Here is a 15690-nt window from a genome sequence, read left to right on the forward strand (position 1 = left end):
ACCGGATCCGGGAGCCGTGGGGAGGAGGCGCCATGCGGCAGCTGCCCGTGGCCGCGTACGCGTACATCGGAGGTGCCGTAGGGGCGGCGGCCGCCTGTGCCGCCCCCGCCGTCCTGCCCGCAGCGGGCACCCCCTGGCCCACCGTGGCCCTGCTCGCCGTGCTCTACGCCGCCTGCGAGCGCATCCGGGACTGCCCGCTGACCCGCACGCTCACCCGGGCCAGGTCCCGCCCCGGCGGCGCACCCGGATACCGCGACGGCATGCCGCCCCGGTGGGGCTGCCCCGTGCTGCTCGCCGGGGTCTTCCTGCTGCCGCCGGCGGCAGCGGCGCTGGTCGCGCTGCCGGGCGCGCTGCTCGCCCCCACCGAGGAGCGCTCGGCCACCGCGCGCCGCGTCTGGCACGCCGCCGAGCTGGCGCTGGCCGCCCGGGCAGCCGCGCAGGTCTTCGGCGCGGGCGGCAGCCGGGCCGTGCTCACCCCCGAGTTCCCCTGGGCGCTGCTGCCCGCAGCGGCGGCCACCGCGGTCTTCTGCACCGTCCTCGCGGCGCTGGACGGCGGCGTCCTGATCGCCGCCGAGCGGCACCCCGCGCGCACCGCCTGGCGCGGCCTGCTGCTCCGCTCGCTCGCCCCGCACCTGGTGCACGGCCTGGCCGGACTGATGATGGCCGTCCTCTGGCGCAGCTCGTACGGCCCGCCGGCGGCCCTGCTCGTCCTGCTGCCCATGTACATCTCCTGCTGGGTCTTCGCGCAGTACCACCGCGAACGCGCGGCCCACCAGGCCACCATCCGCGCCCTCGTGCAGGCCGTCGACCTCAAGGACCGCTACACCCGCGGGCACAGCGAGCGCGTCGGCCGCGCCTCCGTCATGATCGCCCGCGAGCTCGGCATGTCCGAGGACCGCCTCGAAGTGATCCGCTTCGCCGGCATCCTGCACGACGTCGGCAAGCTCGGGGTGCCCACCCGGCTGCTGCGCAAGGACGGCCCGCTCACCCCCGAGGAGCGCCGCGTCATCGAGCTCCATCCGGAGTACGGCCACGAGATCGTCCGTGGGATCGGCTTCCTCGGCGAGGCCAGGGCCGCGATCCTGCACCACCACGAACGGATGGACGGCAAGGGCTACCCCTACGGCCTGCGGGGACGGGAGATCCCCGAATTCGCCCGGGTGGTCGCGGTCGCCGACGCCTTCGACGCGATGACCTCCACCCGCTCCTACCGCCGCGCCCGCCCGGTCGCCGCCGCCGTCGCCGAGCTGCGCCGCAGCGCGGGCGCCCAGCTCGACCCGCGCATGGTCCGGGCCCTGGTAGCCGCGCTCGCCCGGCACGGCTGGCAGCCCGGGGTCGTGACAGCGGGCGCGGACGGACCCGCCGCGCCGGCCGCGCGCCCGGCGCGCGTCCCCCTCCGCAGGCGCCCCGACACACCGGACGCCGTGCCCCCGCACGGTACGGCCGCCGTCCCGGGCACCGCGGCCGCCCCGCGGCCCGGGTCCGCCGGCGGTGAGCGGTGAGCGCCGCCACGGGGCACGGCGACGCGTTCGCCGTCCCGCACCGCACCGGCACGCCCGCCGCCGTCGCCCTCGTCTACGCGGCGGCCGGCGCGCTGGCCTGCCTGGCGCTGGGCCACACGCTCTGGCGCGGCCTGTCCGACCCCGGCATCGCGCTGGCCTTCGGCGCCCTCATAGCGGTCGGCGAGCTGGCCCGCTGGGGCGCGGGACCGCCCGCGCGCGGCGGTGCGGGCGCGCTGCCCGGCGACCGCGAGAGCGCCCCGCTCGGCGTCGCCGGAGCCCTGGCCTACGCCCTGCTCGGCGAGGTCGGCGGCCGCCCCACCTCGCACGGCGTCCTGCAGACCGTCGCCGTCGTCGTCGCGGCCGGGCTCGTCGGCCTCGTCCCCCACGTGGCGCTCGGCCGCGGCCCCGCGCTGGACCACATCGCGCGCCGCGTCCTGACCGTCGGCTTCGCCGCCACCTGCTTCCAGCCGCTCTACACCACCGGCCGGCTGGCCGCCTGGATCGGCGACGGCACGTACTACACCTGCTACCTCCTCGGCCTGCTCGCGCTCACCGCCCTGTGCGACGCCGTGCTCGCCGCCGCGCTCGCCAAGGCCCGCACCGGCTGGCCGTACGGCCCGCTGCTCCGCGACGAGCTGCGCTCCCTGCTCGGCATCGGCTCGGCGATCTGCGCGACGGGCCTGGTCATCGCCCTGGCCACGGCCGTCGCCGGGCTCTGGGCGCTGCCCGTCTTCTGCCTGCCGCTGCTGCTCACCCAGTTCTCCTTCCGGCGCTACGCCGCCGTCCGGGCCACCTACCGGCAGACCATCGCCTCCCTCGCCCGCGCCACCGAGATCGCCGGTTACACCCCGCAGGGGCACGCCCGCCGGGTCGCCGTCCTCAGCCGCGCCGTGGGCCGGGAACTGGGACTGGGCGAGGCCGACTTGGGCGTCCTGGAGTACGCGGCCCTGATGCACGACATCGGCCAGCTCTCCCTGGTCGACCCGGTGACCGGCGGTGCCACGGCCGGCCTGCCGCCCGCCGAGCAGCGCAGGATCGCCCTGCTCGGCGGGGCCGTCGTCCGCCAGACCGGGGTGCCCGCCGAGGTCGCGATGATCGTGGAGCGGCAGGCCGACCCGTTCCGTGACCAGCCGCTCCCGGCCCGCATCGTGCGCACCGTGAACGCCTACGACGACCTCGCGGGCGGCGACGGTGGCCCCGGCGGCACGCTGCGCGCCCTGGAGCGGCTGCGCCTGTCGACCGCGCAGGACTTCGAGCCCCGGGTGGTGGAGGCCCTCGCGCGGGTGCTGTCCCGGCCGCTCGGCCCGGCCTGAGCGGCGGCACCACCCGAGTGCGGGAGGGGCGCCGGGGGATAGCCGCGGCGTATCGGGGTACCGGTTCAAGGTCACAGAACCGATGGGTAATGAGCGGTCCCGGATATGGGCATGGTTGGATGCGAAGAGAGCCCCGAAAAGCGGGGTTCAGGGGGGCTGCGCAAGGCAAGGAGCAGCAGGGGGCACCGGCCATCGGGCTGAGCCCGGCGGCAAACTGTGGCAGGTTGTCGAGTGAGCCCCTCGGCCGTCCGCCGGACGGCACCAAGGACGCAATCGGCAGGCGGGAATCGTGAGGATCTTCGGCAAGGTACGGCACCGGCCCTCCGCCTCGTGGCGGCAGGCGACCGACCGCGCTTTCACGCTGATCGGCGACGGCCGTTACGAGGACGCGGGCGCGCTGCTCACCCGTGCCGCCGACATGGAGCCGTGGCTGTCCGAGTCGTGGTTCAACCTCGCCCTGCTGCACAAGTTCCGGCACGACTGGGAGCAGGCCCGCACCGCGGGGCTCCGGGCCGTCGCCCTGCTGGACCGCGAAGCCGGAGCGCCCGACTGGTGGAACGTCGGCATCGCGGCCACCGCGCTGCAGGACTGGCCGCTGGCCCGCCGCGCCTGGCAGGCGTACGGCCTCCACGTGCCCGGCGAGGGCGCGCCCTCCGGGGAGCCGCGCGGCATGCAGCTGGGCAGCGCCGCCGTCCGCCTCTCGCCCGAGGGCGAGGCCGAGGTCGTCTGGGGCCGCCGGCTGGACCCGGCCCGCATCGAGGTGCTCTCCATCCCGCTGCCGTCCTCCGGGCGCCGCTGGGGCGAGGTCGTGCTGCACGACGGCGTCCCGCACGGCGAGCGCACCACCACGGCCGGGCCCGCCTACCCGGTCTTCGACGAGATCGAGCTGTGGGCGCCCTCCCCGGTGCCCACCTGGGTCGTCCTGCTGGAGGCGGCGGGCGAGGCCGACCGGGACGCGCTGGAGCGGCTGGCCGCGGACGCCGGGTACGCGGCCGAGGACTGGTCCTCCTCCGTCCGCCTGCTCTGCCGCACCTGCTCCGAGAGCCGGATGCCCAGCGACGAGGGCGACGGCGCGCACCTCGACCCGCACGACCACAGTGAGCCGGGCCACCCGGGCCCGCTGGGGCACCGCACGGCCGGCTCCGGCTCCCTGTGGGTGCCCGAGCGCGAGTGCGGCATCGCCGCGCCCGCCGGGCTGGTGCGGGGCCTGCTGGACGGCTGGGTGGCCGACAGCCCGGACACCCGTGAGTGGCGGGACCTGGAAGAGGTCTGCTGAGTCCGGGCCGGTTCCGTCGGCGGGCGCCCGGCCGGTCCCCGTACCCTGTACGGGCAGCTAAGAAGAATCTTTGCGGAAAATCGCGGAAGGCGTGCGGCGGACATGGCGCAGCAGCAGGTGTTTGATCAGGACGGCGAGCAGCAGGTGGACGGCGAGTTCATCGATGACGTGACCGACGCGGACGCGCGCGAGAAGGCGTACCGCGAGCGCGGCACCTCCCGCCCGATCACCGTGGTCGGCAATCCGGTGCTGCACAAGGAGTGCAAGGACGTCACCGAGTTCGACGACGAGCTGGCCAAGCTCATCGACGACATGTTCGCCTCCCAGCGCACCGCCGAGGGCGTGGGCCTGGCCGCCAACCAGATCGGCGTCGACCTGAAGGTCTTCGTCTACGACTGCATGGACGACCAGGGCGTACGCCACGTCGGCGTGGTCTGCAACCCCAAGCTGGACGAGCTGCCCGCCGAGCGCCGGGTGCTGGACGACTCCAACGAGGGCTGCCTGTCGGTGCCCGGCGCCTACGCCGAGCTGGCCCGCCCCGACTACGCCGTGGTCCGCGGCCAGGACGCGCAGGGCAACCCCATCGCCGTCGAGGGCACCGGCTACTTCGCGCGCTGCCTCCAGCACGAGACCGACCACCTCTACGGCTACCTCTACATCGACCGGCTCTCCAAGCGCGAGCGCAAGGACGTGCTGAAGCAGATGGCGGAGCGCGAGCCGCGCTACCCCGTCGTCCCCAACGACTGACGGGCCCGCACCGCACGCCGCGCCGGCCGTCCCCCGAACGGGCGCATCACCTCGCCCGGGGGACGGCCTCGCGCGTCCGGAGGCTCTAGAACTCGTCGTCGAAGGAGACCGAGCCCTCGACCGCGACCTGGTAGGCGGACGCGCGGCGCTCGAAGAAGTTCGTCAGCTCCTGGACGTTCTGCAGCTCCATGAAGGAGAACGGGTTCTCCGAGCCGTACACCGGCGCGAACCCGAGCCGCCGCAGCCGCTGGTCGGCCACGCACTGCAGGTACTCGCGCATCGAGTCGGTGTTCATGCCCGCCAGGCCGTCGCCGCACAGGTCGTGCGCGAACTGCAGCTCGGCCTCGACCGCCTCCTTCAGCATGGCGGTGACCTGCTGCTCCAGCGCGTCGTCGAAGAGGTCGGGCTCCTCCTCGCGGACCGTGTCCACGACCGAGAACGCGAAGTCCATGTGCATGGTCTCGTCACGGAACACCCAGTTGGTGCCGGTGGCCAGGCCGTGCAGCAGGCCGCGCGAGCGGAACCAGTACACGTACGCGAACGCGCCGTAGAAGAACAGCCCCTCGATGCAGGCCGCGAAGCAGATCAGGTTCAGCAGGAAGCGGCGGCGGTCCGCCTTGGTCTCCAGCCGCTCGATCTCCTCCACGTGGTCCATCCACCGGAAGCAGAACTGGGCCTTCTCGCGGATGGAGGGGATGTTCTCGACGGCGGCGAACGCGGCCGCGCGGTCGTCCGGGTCGGGCAGATAGGTGTCCAGCAGCGTCAGGTAGAACTGGACGTGCACCGCCTCCTCGAAGAGCTGACGGCTCAAGTAGAGACGCGCCTCGGGGGAGTTGATGTGCTTGTAGAGCGTGAGGACCAGGTTGTTGGCCACGATCGAGTCGCCGGTCGCGAAGAAGGCGACCAGCCGGCCGATCAGGTGCTGCTCGCCCGGCGAGAGCTTGGCGAGGTCGGCCACGTCGGAGTGGAGGTCGACCTCCTCCACGGTCCAGGTGTTCTTGATCGCGTCCCGGTAGCGGTCGTAGAAGTCCGGGTACCGCATGGGCCGCAGGGTCAGCTCGAAGCCCGGGTCGAGGAGGTTCTTCACGGTTCCCCCGGCGGTGCTGACGGTGGTCTTCTCGGCGGCGGTGGTCACTGGCATGCCTCGCAGGACTCGGGGTTTTCCAGGGAGCAGGCGATCGCCTCGGGGTCGGTCGCCTGCTGGGGGACGGGGACGGGGGCGGTGGCGGCGGCAGCCGTACCGCGTGCGGACTGGGCGATCCGGGTGGCCGGGCGCGACCGCAGGTAGTAGGTGGTCTTGATGCCGCGCTTCCAGGCGTAGGCGTACATCGAGCTGAGCTTGCCGATGGTCGGCGCCGCCATGAAGAGGTTCAGGGACTGGCTCTGGTCCAGGTACGGCGTGCGGTCCGCCGCCATGTCGATCAGGGCGCGCTGCGGGATCTCCCAGGCCGTGCGGTACAGCGCCCGGATCTCCTCGGGGATCCACGGCACGTCCTGCACCGAACCGTTGCCCTCGCGCAGCGCCTCACGGGTGCGCGCGTCCCAGCTGCCGGCCTTCTTCAGGTCCTCCACCAGGTACGCGTTGACCTGCAGGAACTCCCCGCTCAGCGTCTCGCGCTTGAAGAGGTTGGAGACCTGCGGCTCGATGCACTCGTACACGCCGGCGATGGAGGCGATGGTCGCGGTCGGCGCGATGGCCAGCAGCAGCGAGTTGCGCATCCCGGTGCGCGCGATGCGGTCCCGCAGCGCAGCCCAGCGGTCCGCCCAGCGCGGCTCCGCGTTCGGGTAGTGGTCCGGGTGCAGCACGCCGCGTGCGGTGCGGGTCGCGGACCAGTTCGGGTGCGGCCCGTGCCGCTCGGCGAGGTCGGCCGACGCCTCGTACGCCGCGAGCATGATCCGCTCGGAGATCCGGGTGGACAGCTCGCGCGCCTCGGGCGAGTCGAACGGCAGGCGGAGGCGGAAGAAGACGTCCTGGAGGCCCATCAGGCCCAGACCCACCGGCCGCCAGCGGGAGTTGGAGGCGCCGGCCTGCTCGGTCGGGTAGAAGTTGATGTCCACGACGCGGTCGAGGAAGGTCACGGCCGTGCGGACGGTCGCGTCCAGCTTCTCCCAGTCCATCGCCTCCTCCGGGCCGGCGGCCTCCTCGGCGAGGTGGGCGGCGAGGTTGACGGAGCCGAGGTTGCACACGGCCGTCTCGGAGTCGTCCGTGACCTCCAGGATCTCCGTGCACAGGTTCGAGGAGTGCACGACCCGGCCCGGCTCCGCCGTCTGGTTCGCGGTGCGGTTGGCGGCGTCCTTGAAGGTCATCCAGCCGTTGCCGGTCTGGGCCAGCGTCCGCATCATCCGCGCGTACAGGGTGCGGGCCGGCACCGCCTTGACGGCCTTCCCCTCGGCCTCGGCCTTCCGGTACGCGGCGTCGAACTCCGCGCCCCACAGGTCCACCAGGTCCGGCACGTCCGCCGGCGAGAACAGTGACCAGTCCGCGTCCGCCTCGACCCGGCGCATGAACTCGTCCGGGATCCAGTGCGCGATGTTCAGGTTGTGGGTGCGCCGCGCGTCCTCGCCGGTGTTGTCCCGCAGCTCCAGGAACTCCTCCAGGTCCGCGTGCCAGGTCTCCAGGTACACGCAGGCCGCGCCCTTGCGGCGGCCGCCCTGGTTCACCGCGGCCACCGAGGCGTCCAGCGTGCGCAGGAACGGCACGATGCCGTTGGAGTGCCCGTTGGTGCCGCGGATCAGCGAACCGCGGGCCCGGATGCGGGAGTACGACAGGCCGATGCCGCCCGCGTGCTTCGAGAGCCGCGCGACCTGGTGGTACCGGTCGTAGATCGAGTCCAGCTCGTCCAGCGGCGAGTCCAGCAGGTAGCAGGAGGACATCTGCGGGTGGCGGGTGCCGGAGTTGAAGAGCGTGGGGGAGGACGGCAGGTAGGAGAGGGTGCTCGTCAGCCCGTACAGCTCCGCGACGTCCGCGAGCGCGCGCTCGGAGTGGTCCTCGGCCAGCCCGCACGCGACCCGCAGCAGGAAGTGCTGCGGCGTCTCGATGACCTTGCGGGTCAGCGGGTGGCGCAGCAGGTAGCGGGAGTGGACCGTGCGCAGCCCGAAGTAGCCGAAGCGGTCGTCGGCGCCGTCCGCGAGGGCCGCGTCCACCAGGGCGTCCAGCCGCGCCGCGTGCGTCCGCACGAACTCGGCGGTGCCGTCGGCGATCAGCCCCTCGCGATGGCCCGTGGCGACCGAGGCGGCGAAGCCCGTGGCGCCCTGGCTCGCGGCCTCCTCGGCGATGGCGGCCGTCAGCAGCCGCGCGGCCAGCTTGGAGTACTGCGGCTCGTCGCCGATCAGTCCGGCGGCGGCCTCCATGGCCAGCCCCCGCAGCTCCGCCTCGTCCGAGCGGGCGTTGCGGCCGCGCAGCGCCGCCGCCGCGACCTTGCCCGGGTCGGTCGCGGGGAGGTCGGCGGTGAGGGCGGTCAGGGTGCGCAGCAGGGCCGTGCCGGGGCCGTCGCCGGGCTGCGCGGCGGCCGGCCGTGCCTCGTCGGCGGGCTGCGCCTGTTGTGCTGACTCCGCTGGCGCGATGGTCACCTTGTGCTCTCCTCACTCGGCTGGGCCGGGGGAGGGGTGACGGAGGCTCACGGGCAGCCGCGCCGGACGCCCTTCCGGGCACGCGGGCACACCACGCGGCGTCCACCGGCCCAACCCACGAAGCCCGGACGTCTCGACGCCCGTGCCGGGACGGCCGCGGGCGTACCGTCGGCAGGTCCTCGGACTCGCAAGTGCGCACAAAAGCCCACTCAGCACACCGTTGCGGGACAGTTCCGGATTCGCACCGGATTCCCCTGCGGCGACAGCGGAGACGAGCATACATCTTGTGCCGCCTTCCGCTACCGCACCCATATCTTGTGTCGCGCTGCCACGGTGCGTACGGGGGCCGGTGCCGAGCGCTACGCCGGTGGCCGTGTGCCGCGCCCGGACGGGCCGGCCCGCTGGGGCTCAGGCGCCGAGCTCCAGGGCGTACGTGTGCAGCGCCGGGAGACCCGGCACCGGCTCCCAGTCCCGCTCCGGCGTGCGCGCGAAGCCCAGCCGCGCGTAGATCCGGTGCGCGTCGCGCATCGACTGCTGTGTGGACAGCACCAGCCGTACGCAGCCCTCCGCGGCCCGCGCCCGCTCCACGCACGCCCGCACCAGCGCCTCGCCCACGCCCCGGCCGCGCGCCTCCTGCGCCACCGCCAGCATCCGGAACTCCGCCTCGCCCGGCCGCGCGATGTCCGCCCACGGGCCGCCCGCCGGCACGAACGTCACCCCGCCCAGCAGCTCACCGGCGTCCGCCACGGCCACCAGCACCTCCGCCTCGGCTGCCCGGCGCGCCACGTCCCGCAGCTCGCGCAGATACCCGTCGCTCTCGCCGAAGTCCAGGAACCCGTCACCGAGATACGCCTGCCCGGTGATCTCGCCGAGCCGCTCGTGTTCCTCCGTACGGATCCGCCTGATCGAAAAGTCCATGGCCGTCAGTGTGCACCGCGGGTACGACGACGGGCCGCCGGTTTTCACCGGCGGCCCGTCGTTCTCGGAAGTGCGCGTGGCTCAGTGTGCGGAGCCCGCTGTGGCCGGGGGCAGGTCGACCTGGACGCCCTTGTCGCCGGCGTCCGCGGTGTAGTCCTCGGGGGAGGTCTCGTCGACGCCCGCGGGGGCCTTCACGGCCCGCAGGACGACCGTGAGCACCAGCGTCACCAGGACGTTCAGCACGAACGCGGTCAGGCCGATGTAGCCGATCTCGCCGATGCCGGGGATCTCCGCGCTCGACCCGCCGAAGTGCTTCTGCGTCGGGCTGGCCACGCCGTACGCCGCGACCGTGCCGTACACCATGCCGACCGCCCAGCCGGCCAGCAGCGCCCAGCGGTGGAACCAGCGGGTGAACAGGCCGCCCACCAGCGCCGGCATGGTCTGCAGGATCCAGATGCCGCCCAGCAGCTGGAAGTTGATGGCCACCGTCTTGTCCATCGTCAGGACGAACGCCAGCGCGCCGACCTTCACCAGCAGCGACACGATCTTGGCGACCTTGTGCTCCTGCGCGGGCGTCGCGCCGGGCTTGAGGAAGTCCTTGTAGATGTTGCGGGTGAAGAGGTTCGCCGCGGCGATCGACATGATGGCCGCCGGCACCAGCGCGCCGATGCCGATCGCGGCGAACGCCACGCCCGTGAACCAGTCGGGGAACATGTTCTCGAACAGCTGCGGAATCGCCAGCTGGCCGTTCTGCACCTTGATGCCGGCCGCGATGGCCATGAAGCCCAGCAGTGCGAGGAGGCCGAGCATCAGGGAGTACAGCGGCAGGATGGTGGTGTTGCGGCGGATCACGTTGCGGCTCTGCGAGGAGAGCGTCGCGGTGATCGAGTGCGGGTACATGAACAGCGCCAGCGCCGAGCCGAGCGCCAGCGTCGCGTACGCCCACTGCGCGTTGGGCCCGCTCGCCAGCTCGCCGCGCGGCTTGCCCGTGGCCGGGTTCTTCTGCGCGAAGGCGTCGCCCGCCACGTGGAAGATGTGGTCGAAGCCGCCCAGCTTGATCGGGATGTAGATGATCGCGACGGCGATGACGAGGTAGATCAGGCCGTCCTTGACGAACGCGATCAGCGCGGGCGCGCGCAGGCCCGAGGAGTAGGTGTAAGCGGCCAGCACGCCGAACGCGATGAGCAGCGGCAGGTCCTTGATGAACCAGTTCGTGCTCTCGCCGCCGCCGACGCCCATCACGTCCAGCACCGCCTGGATGCCGACGAGCTGGAGGGCGATGTACGGCATCGTGGCGAGGATGCCGGTCAGCGCCACGGCCAGCGACAGCGCCTTGGAGCCGAAGCGGCCGCGCACGAAGTCCGAGGTGGTGACGTACCCGTGCTTGTGCGACACCGACCACAGCCGGGGCAGGAAGGTGAAGATCAGCGGGTAGACGAGGATCGTGTACGGCACGGCGAAGAAGCCGGCGGCGCCGGCCGCGTAGATCGCCGCGGGCACGGCCACGAACGTGTAAGCGGTGTACAGGTCACCGCCGAGCAGGAACCACGTCACCCACGTGCCGAAGCTGCGGCCGCCCAGGCCCCACTCGTCGAGGTTCGCGGACTGCTCGGCCTTGCGCCAGCGCGCGGCCATGAAGCCCATGACCGTCACGGCGAGGAAGAAGAAGACGAAGACGGCGAGTGCCACGCCGTTGATGCCGTCCTTCACTTGCCCGCACCCCCCTTGCGGGCGCGCAGGGCGCGCTGCTCACGCTGCACGAGCTTGTACGCGACCATCGTCAGCGCCGTCGAGATCAGCACCCAGAGCATCTGGTACCAGTAGAAGAACGGGATGCCGATCAGGGTCGGTTCGACCTTCGCGTACGAACTCACCCACAGCATGGCCACGAACGGAGCGAGCAGGCACAGGCCGGCCACCACACGGGTGGGCGTGATGATCGGCCCGGATCGGGGTGTTTCGGCTGGCTCTGTCATATCCGCTGCTCCATCCCTGACGATCACTCTGTAGAGGCCAGGAAATCTAAGCGCGCGCAGCGGGGGACGTCACCCACCGTCCGCATATCGGTACGGATACGGTTTGGGTGTCAGAGCCCCGGCCCGCCTAGTCGTCCGGCCGCTGCAGCCTGGCCACGAACTTGTACCGGTCGCCGCGGTAGACCGAGCGCACCCACTCCACAGGGCGGCCCTCGCGGTCCAGGGAGTGCCGGGAGAGCAGCAGCATCGGCAGGCCGACGTCGGTGCCCAGCAGCCCGGCCTCGCGCGGCGTGGCGAGCGAGGTCTCGATGGTCTCCTCGGCCTCCGCCGGGCGGACGTCGTAGACCTCGGCGAGCGCGGTGTAGAGCGAGGTGTACTTCACCAGGTTCCGGCGGAGCGCGGGGAAGCGCTTGGCCGAGAGATGGGTGGTCTCGATGGCCATCGGCTCGCCGCTGGCCAGCCGCAGCCGCTCGATCCGCAGCACCCGGCCGCCGGCCGCTATGTCCAGCAGCCCGGCCAGCCGGTCGTCGGCGGTGACGTACCCGATGTCCAGCAGCTGCGAGGTGGGCTCCAGGCCCTGGGCGCGCATGTCCTCGGTGTAGGAGGTCAGTTGCAGGGCCTGGGAGACCTTGGGCTTGGCGACGAAGGTGCCCTTGCCCTGGATGCGCTCCAGCCGTCCTTCGACGACCAGTTCCTGCAGGGCCTGCCGGACGGTGGTCCGGGAGGTGTCGAACTCCGCGGCCAGGGTGCGCTCGGGCGGTACCGGCGTGCCCGGCGGCAGGGTCTCGGTGATCTCCAGCAAGTGCCGCTTGAGCCGGTAGTACTTGGGCACACGGGTGGTGCGCGCGGCTCCGCCGCCGGACTCCGCTCCGGCCCCGTCGGTCTCCATTGCCCGCCCTTCCGACTCCACTCGTGCTGTCGTCACCGGCTCCTCCGTACGTAGCGGCTCACATCGTGGCACGGGTGCGGTGCCGATGCTCCCTCGCAGGTCCGCGCATGCCGGATGTCGGTCCGGTAACGGAGCCGACTGCGACTCTTATACACCTCTTGACACCCCTAAAGGTCTAGGCCAAGCTGCGGGCACTGGTCTAAACCATTAAAGACCACACCCAGCCATTAGGGGAGTGTGCTGTGAAGCGTGGGCTGATCGCGGCGACAGCTGTCGCGGGAATGCTGGTAAGTGTCGCGGCCTGCGGGTCCGGCGAGTCGGCGGGGGCGGACGACAAGACGCTCACCGTATGGGCCATGGACGGCTCCACCCCGCCCGGCTGGACCAAGGACGTCAAGGCGGCCTTCGAGAAGAAGACCGGCGCCAAGCTGAAGATCGAAATCCAGAAGTGGAACGGCATTCAGCAGAAGATCACCACAGCGCTCTCCGAGGAGAACCCGCCCGACGTCCTGGAGGTCGGCAACACCCAGACCCCGGCCTACGCCAAGACCTCGGGCCTCGCCGAACTGGACGACCTGAAGAAGGAGATCGGCGCCGACTGGACGCCGTCCCTCAACAAGTCGGCCGTCTACCAGGGCAAGCAGTACGCCGCTCCCTGGTTCGCCGCCAACCGCGTGGTGATCTACAACAAGAGGATCTGGGCCGAGGCCGGCATCAAGGGCACCCCGAAGACCCGCACCGAGTTCTTCGCGGACCTGGCGAAGATCCAGAAGAAGACCGACGCCGAGCCGCTCTACCTGCCCGGCCAGAACTGGTACTTCTTCGACGGCCTCACCATCGGCACCCAGGCCGACCTGGTGAAGAAGCAGGGCGGCAAGTGGGTCTCCAACCTCGCCGACCCCAAGGTCGCCAAGGCCATGGACATCTACAAGCAGTACCAGTCCTTCAGCAAGGCACCCAAGGACAAGGACGAGGCCACCCCGCAGCAGGGCGAGGTCTTCGCCAAGGGGAAGACCGGCGCGTTCATCGGCATGGGCTGGGAGTCGGGCATCGCGATCAAGGCCAACCCGAAGATCGAGAAGGACATCGGCTACTTCACCATCCCGGGTGAGACCGCCGGCAAGCCCGAGGGCGTCTTCCTCGGCGGCTCCAACCTCGCCGTCGCTGCGGGCAGCCAGAAGCAGGACCTGGCCAAGGAGTTCCTGAAGATCGCGCTCTCCGACAAGTTCGAGGGACAGCTCGCCAAGGAGGGCGGCGTCATCCCCAACAAGGAGTCGCTGCAGAGCGCACTGAAGGGCAACCCCGCCGGCGAGGCGGCCGCCCCCGCCGTCGAGGGCGGCGGCACCACCCCGCTCATCCCCGAATGGGGCGCCGTGGAGAACCCGCCCAACCCCATCAAGACGTACATGACCGCCGTCCTCAACGGAAAGGACGCCGCGGACGCCGCCCGGCAGGTCGAGGGCGAGTTCAACAAGCGGCTCGGCCAGCAGCAGTAAGCACCGGCATCCGCCGGGGGACGGCCCGCGTCCCCCGGCGGACGCACCACCGGGGAGGGCGCGAACGAGATGGCAGCCATGTCAGTACAGACCAGACGGGCCGGGGAGCCGCCCGGCACCGTGCGGAAGCAGCGGACCGGCGGACCGCACCGGTCACCGTCCCGGGCCCGCGCACGGGCGGCAGGCCGGGCACCGTACCTCCTGCTGCTGCCGGCCCTCGCCGTCACGGTGGTCTTCCTCGGCTACCCGATGCTCACCAACGGCGTGCTGTCCTTCCAGAACCTCAACATGGGGCAGCTGATCCAGCACGCCACGGAGTGGAACGGCGTCGCCAACTACCGCCAGATCCTCGGCAACGCCGAATTCTGGCAGGTCACCCTCCGCTCCATCCTCTTCACCGCCGCCAACGTCGTCCTCATCATGGCCGTCGGCACCCTCGTCGGGCTGCTCCTCGCGCGGCTCGGCCGCCGGATGCGGTTCACCCTCATGTTCGGCCTGGTCCTCGCCTGGGCCATGCCCGTCATCGCCGCCACCACCGTCTACCAGTGGCTCTTCGCCCAGCGCTTCGGCGTCGTCAACTGGGTACTGGACCACCTCGGATGGCACGGCATGGCGGCCTTCAACTGGACCGGCAGCCAGTTCTCCACCTTCTTCGTGATCACCGTGCTGATCGTCTGGCAGTCCGTGCCGTTCGTCGCGATCAACCTCTACGCCGCGACGACCACGATCCCCAAGGAGCTGTACGAGGCGGCCGCCCTGGACGGGGCCGGCGTCTGGAAGGGCTTCACCTCGGTCACCCTGCCGTTCATCAGGCCGTTCCTCTACGCGACGACCTTCCTCGAAGTCATCTGGGTCTTCAAGGCGTTCACCCAGGTGTTCGCCATCAACGAGGGCGGCCCCGACCGGCTCACCGAGATCCTGCCCGTCTACGCCTACATCGAGGGCATGGGCAACCAGCACTACGGCATGGGCGCCGCCGTCTCCCTGCTGACCATCCTCATCCTGCTCGCCCTCACGTCGTACTACCTCCGCATCGTGCTGCGGCAAGAGGAGGACGAGCGATGAAGCGCACGCTCTTCGGCCGGGTCTGGCCCAACGCCACGGCCCTGGTCCTCACCGCCGGCTTCCTCTTCCCCGTCTACTGGATGTTCAGTACGGCGCTGAAGCCGACCGGCGACATCATCAGCGAGGACCCGGTGTGGTTCCCGCTCACCCCGACCCTGGAACACTTCCGGACCGCCGTCGGCGCCCCGCACTTCTGGACCTATGTCGGCAACTCCGTCACCGTCACCGTCCTCGCGGTCGGCATGTCCCTGGTCATCGCGCTGCTCGCGTCCTTCGCGATCGCCCGGATGCGTTTCAAGGGACGCCGCGGCGTCATCCTCACCTTCATGATCGCCCAGATGGCGCCCTGGGAAGTCATGGTCATCGCGATCTACATGATCGTCCGGGACGCCGCCCTGCTGAACAGCCTCGTACCGCTCACCGTCTTCTACATGGTGATGGTGCTGCCCTTCACGATCCTCACGCTCCGCGGCTACATCGCGGCCGTGCCCAAGGAGCTGGAGGAGTCCGCCATGGTCGACGGCTGCTCCCGCGTCCAGGCGTTCGTCCGGGTCATCCTTCCGCTGCTCGCGCCCGGGCTGATGGCCACCTCGCTCTTCGGCTTCATCACCGCCTGGAACGAGTTCCCCCTCGTCCTCATCCTCAACAAGCAGACCGAGGCGCAGACCCTGCCCCTGTGGCTCTCCGGCTTCCAGACCAACTTCGGCGACGACTGGGGCGCCACCATGGCCGCCGCCTCCCTCTTCGCCCTCCCCATCCTGGTCCTCTTCCTCTTCCTCCAGCGCAAGGCCGTCGGCGGACTCACCTCGGGGGCGGTGAAGGGGTGAGGGACACCGGCCCCGCCGTACCGGCCCCGGCGTTCCGCGGCCCGATTCCGCCTGCCTCCGGCCCGGTGCCGCCGGAATGCGGTCTGATGAAGACCGCTCCCGGCCCCGTAC

Annotated in this window: 13 protein-coding genes and 1 riboswitch; of the genes, 7 read left to right on the top strand and 6 right to left on the bottom strand. The window is 71.5% G+C overall.

The window, feature by feature from the left end:
• Positions 1–32 precede the first annotated feature (32 nt).
• The 4 genes from C3486_RS15880 to def all read left to right on the top strand — a co-directional run bounded on the left by C3486_RS15880 (position 33) and on the right by def (position 4838).
• Positions 33–1502, top strand: coding sequence for an HD-GYP domain-containing protein (locus C3486_RS15880; RefSeq protein ID WP_103833355.1), 1470 nt, complete (start codon positions 33–35; stop codon positions 1500–1502).
• On the top strand, positions 1499–2815 hold the full coding sequence (locus C3486_RS15885) for an HD-GYP domain-containing protein (RefSeq protein WP_103833356.1): 1317 nt from the start codon (positions 1499–1501) through the stop codon (positions 2813–2815). The genes C3486_RS15880 and C3486_RS15885 overlap by 4 nt, the downstream gene beginning before the upstream one ends.
• A gap of 289 nt (positions 2816–3104) precedes the next feature.
• Positions 3105–4091 carry a hypothetical protein gene (locus tag C3486_RS15890; RefSeq protein ID WP_103833357.1) on the top strand — a complete coding sequence of 329 codons (987 nt, stop codon included), beginning with the start codon at positions 3105–3107 and terminating at the stop codon, positions 4089–4091.
• 102 nt (positions 4092–4193) lie between these two features.
• Positions 4194–4838: a peptide deformylase gene (gene def, locus C3486_RS15895; protein WP_103833358.1), complete on the top strand. Its 645-nt coding sequence runs from the start codon at positions 4194–4196 to the stop codon at positions 4836–4838.
• Between the two features lie 85 nt (positions 4839–4923).
• Here def and C3486_RS15900 read toward each other — a convergent pair whose 3' ends face one another.
• From C3486_RS15900 to C3486_RS15925, 6 genes are all read right to left on the bottom strand, one after another.
• The gene (locus C3486_RS15900; protein WP_103833359.1) at positions 4924–5979 is read right to left on the bottom strand and encodes a ribonucleotide-diphosphate reductase subunit beta; all 1056 of its coding nucleotides are present in this window, start codon (positions 5977–5979) and stop codon (positions 4924–4926) included.
• Positions 5970–8408 (bottom strand): ribonucleoside-diphosphate reductase subunit alpha, encoded by a 2439-nt coding sequence (locus C3486_RS15905; protein WP_103833360.1) that lies wholly within the window; start codon positions 8406–8408, stop codon positions 5970–5972. The genes C3486_RS15900 and C3486_RS15905 overlap by 10 nt, the downstream gene beginning before the upstream one ends.
• Before the next feature lie 152 nt (positions 8409–8560).
• A riboswitch (cobalamin riboswitch) is annotated at positions 8561–8717 on the bottom strand.
• A gap of 99 nt (positions 8718–8816) precedes the next feature.
• Positions 8817–9326, bottom strand: coding sequence for a GNAT family N-acetyltransferase (locus C3486_RS15910; RefSeq protein WP_103833361.1), 510 nt, complete (start codon positions 9324–9326; stop codon positions 8817–8819).
• Positions 9327–9407: 81 nt separating this feature from the next.
• The gene (mctP, locus tag C3486_RS15915) at positions 9408–11036 is read right to left on the bottom strand and encodes a monocarboxylate uptake permease MctP (protein ID WP_103833362.1); all 1629 of its coding nucleotides are present in this window, start codon (positions 11034–11036) and stop codon (positions 9408–9410) included.
• On the bottom strand, positions 11033–11302 hold the full coding sequence (locus C3486_RS15920) for a DUF3311 domain-containing protein (protein WP_103833363.1): 270 nt from the start codon (positions 11300–11302) through the stop codon (positions 11033–11035). The genes mctP and C3486_RS15920 overlap by 4 nt, the downstream gene beginning before the upstream one ends.
• A 127-nt stretch (positions 11303–11429) precedes the next feature.
• A complete protein-coding gene (locus tag C3486_RS15925) occupies positions 11430–12191 on the bottom strand; it encodes a GntR family transcriptional regulator (RefSeq protein WP_103833364.1) in 762 nt (253 codons plus the stop codon).
• Between the two features lie 242 nt (positions 12192–12433).
• On the opposite strand from C3486_RS15925, the gene C3486_RS15930 reads away from it, so the two are divergent.
• From C3486_RS15930 to C3486_RS15940, 3 genes are all read left to right on the top strand, one after another.
• Positions 12434–13687 carry an extracellular solute-binding protein gene (locus tag C3486_RS15930; RefSeq protein ID WP_103833365.1) on the top strand — a complete coding sequence of 418 codons (1254 nt, stop codon included), beginning with the start codon at positions 12434–12436 and terminating at the stop codon, positions 13685–13687.
• Positions 13688–13765: 78 nt separating this feature from the next.
• Positions 13766–14752, top strand: coding sequence for a carbohydrate ABC transporter permease (locus C3486_RS15935; RefSeq protein WP_103833366.1), 987 nt, complete (start codon positions 13766–13768; stop codon positions 14750–14752).
• Positions 14749–15579 carry a carbohydrate ABC transporter permease gene (locus C3486_RS15940; RefSeq protein WP_103833367.1) on the top strand — a complete coding sequence of 277 codons (831 nt, stop codon included), beginning with the start codon at positions 14749–14751 and terminating at the stop codon, positions 15577–15579. Before C3486_RS15935 ends, C3486_RS15940 begins: the two co-directional genes overlap by 4 nt.
• The last annotated feature ends 111 nt before the right edge of the window (positions 15580–15690 follow it).

Source organism: Streptomyces sp. Ru73 (genome assembly GCF_002920575.1).
Classification (GTDB): Bacteria; Actinomycetota; Actinomycetes; order Streptomycetales; family Streptomycetaceae; genus Streptomyces.

Excerpts from the sequence above, each read along its gene's own strand:
- C3486_RS15880 (WP_103833355.1), top strand. The coding sequence starts at position 33 with ATGCGGCAGCTGCCCGTGGCCGCGTACGCGTACATCGGAGGTGCCGTA.
- def (WP_103833358.1), top strand. The coding sequence starts at position 4,194 with ATGGCGCAGCAGCAGGTGTTTGATCAGGACGGCGAGCAGCAGGTGGAC.
- C3486_RS15900 (WP_103833359.1), bottom strand. The coding sequence starts at position 5,979 with ATGCCAGTGACCACCGCCGCCGAGAAGACCACCGTCAGCACCGCCGGG.
- C3486_RS15910 (WP_103833361.1), bottom strand. The coding sequence starts at position 9,326 with ATGGACTTTTCGATCAGGCGGATCCGTACGGAGGAACACGAGCGGCTC.
- C3486_RS15920 (WP_103833363.1), bottom strand. The coding sequence starts at position 11,302 with ATGACAGAGCCAGCCGAAACACCCCGATCCGGGCCGATCATCACGCCC.
- C3486_RS15925 (WP_103833364.1), bottom strand. The coding sequence starts at position 12,191 with ATGGAGACCGACGGGGCCGGAGCGGAGTCCGGCGGCGGAGCCGCGCGC.
- C3486_RS15935 (WP_103833366.1), top strand. The coding sequence starts at position 13,766 with ATGTCAGTACAGACCAGACGGGCCGGGGAGCCGCCCGGCACCGTGCGG.
- C3486_RS15940 (WP_103833367.1), top strand. The coding sequence starts at position 14,749 with ATGAAGCGCACGCTCTTCGGCCGGGTCTGGCCCAACGCCACGGCCCTG.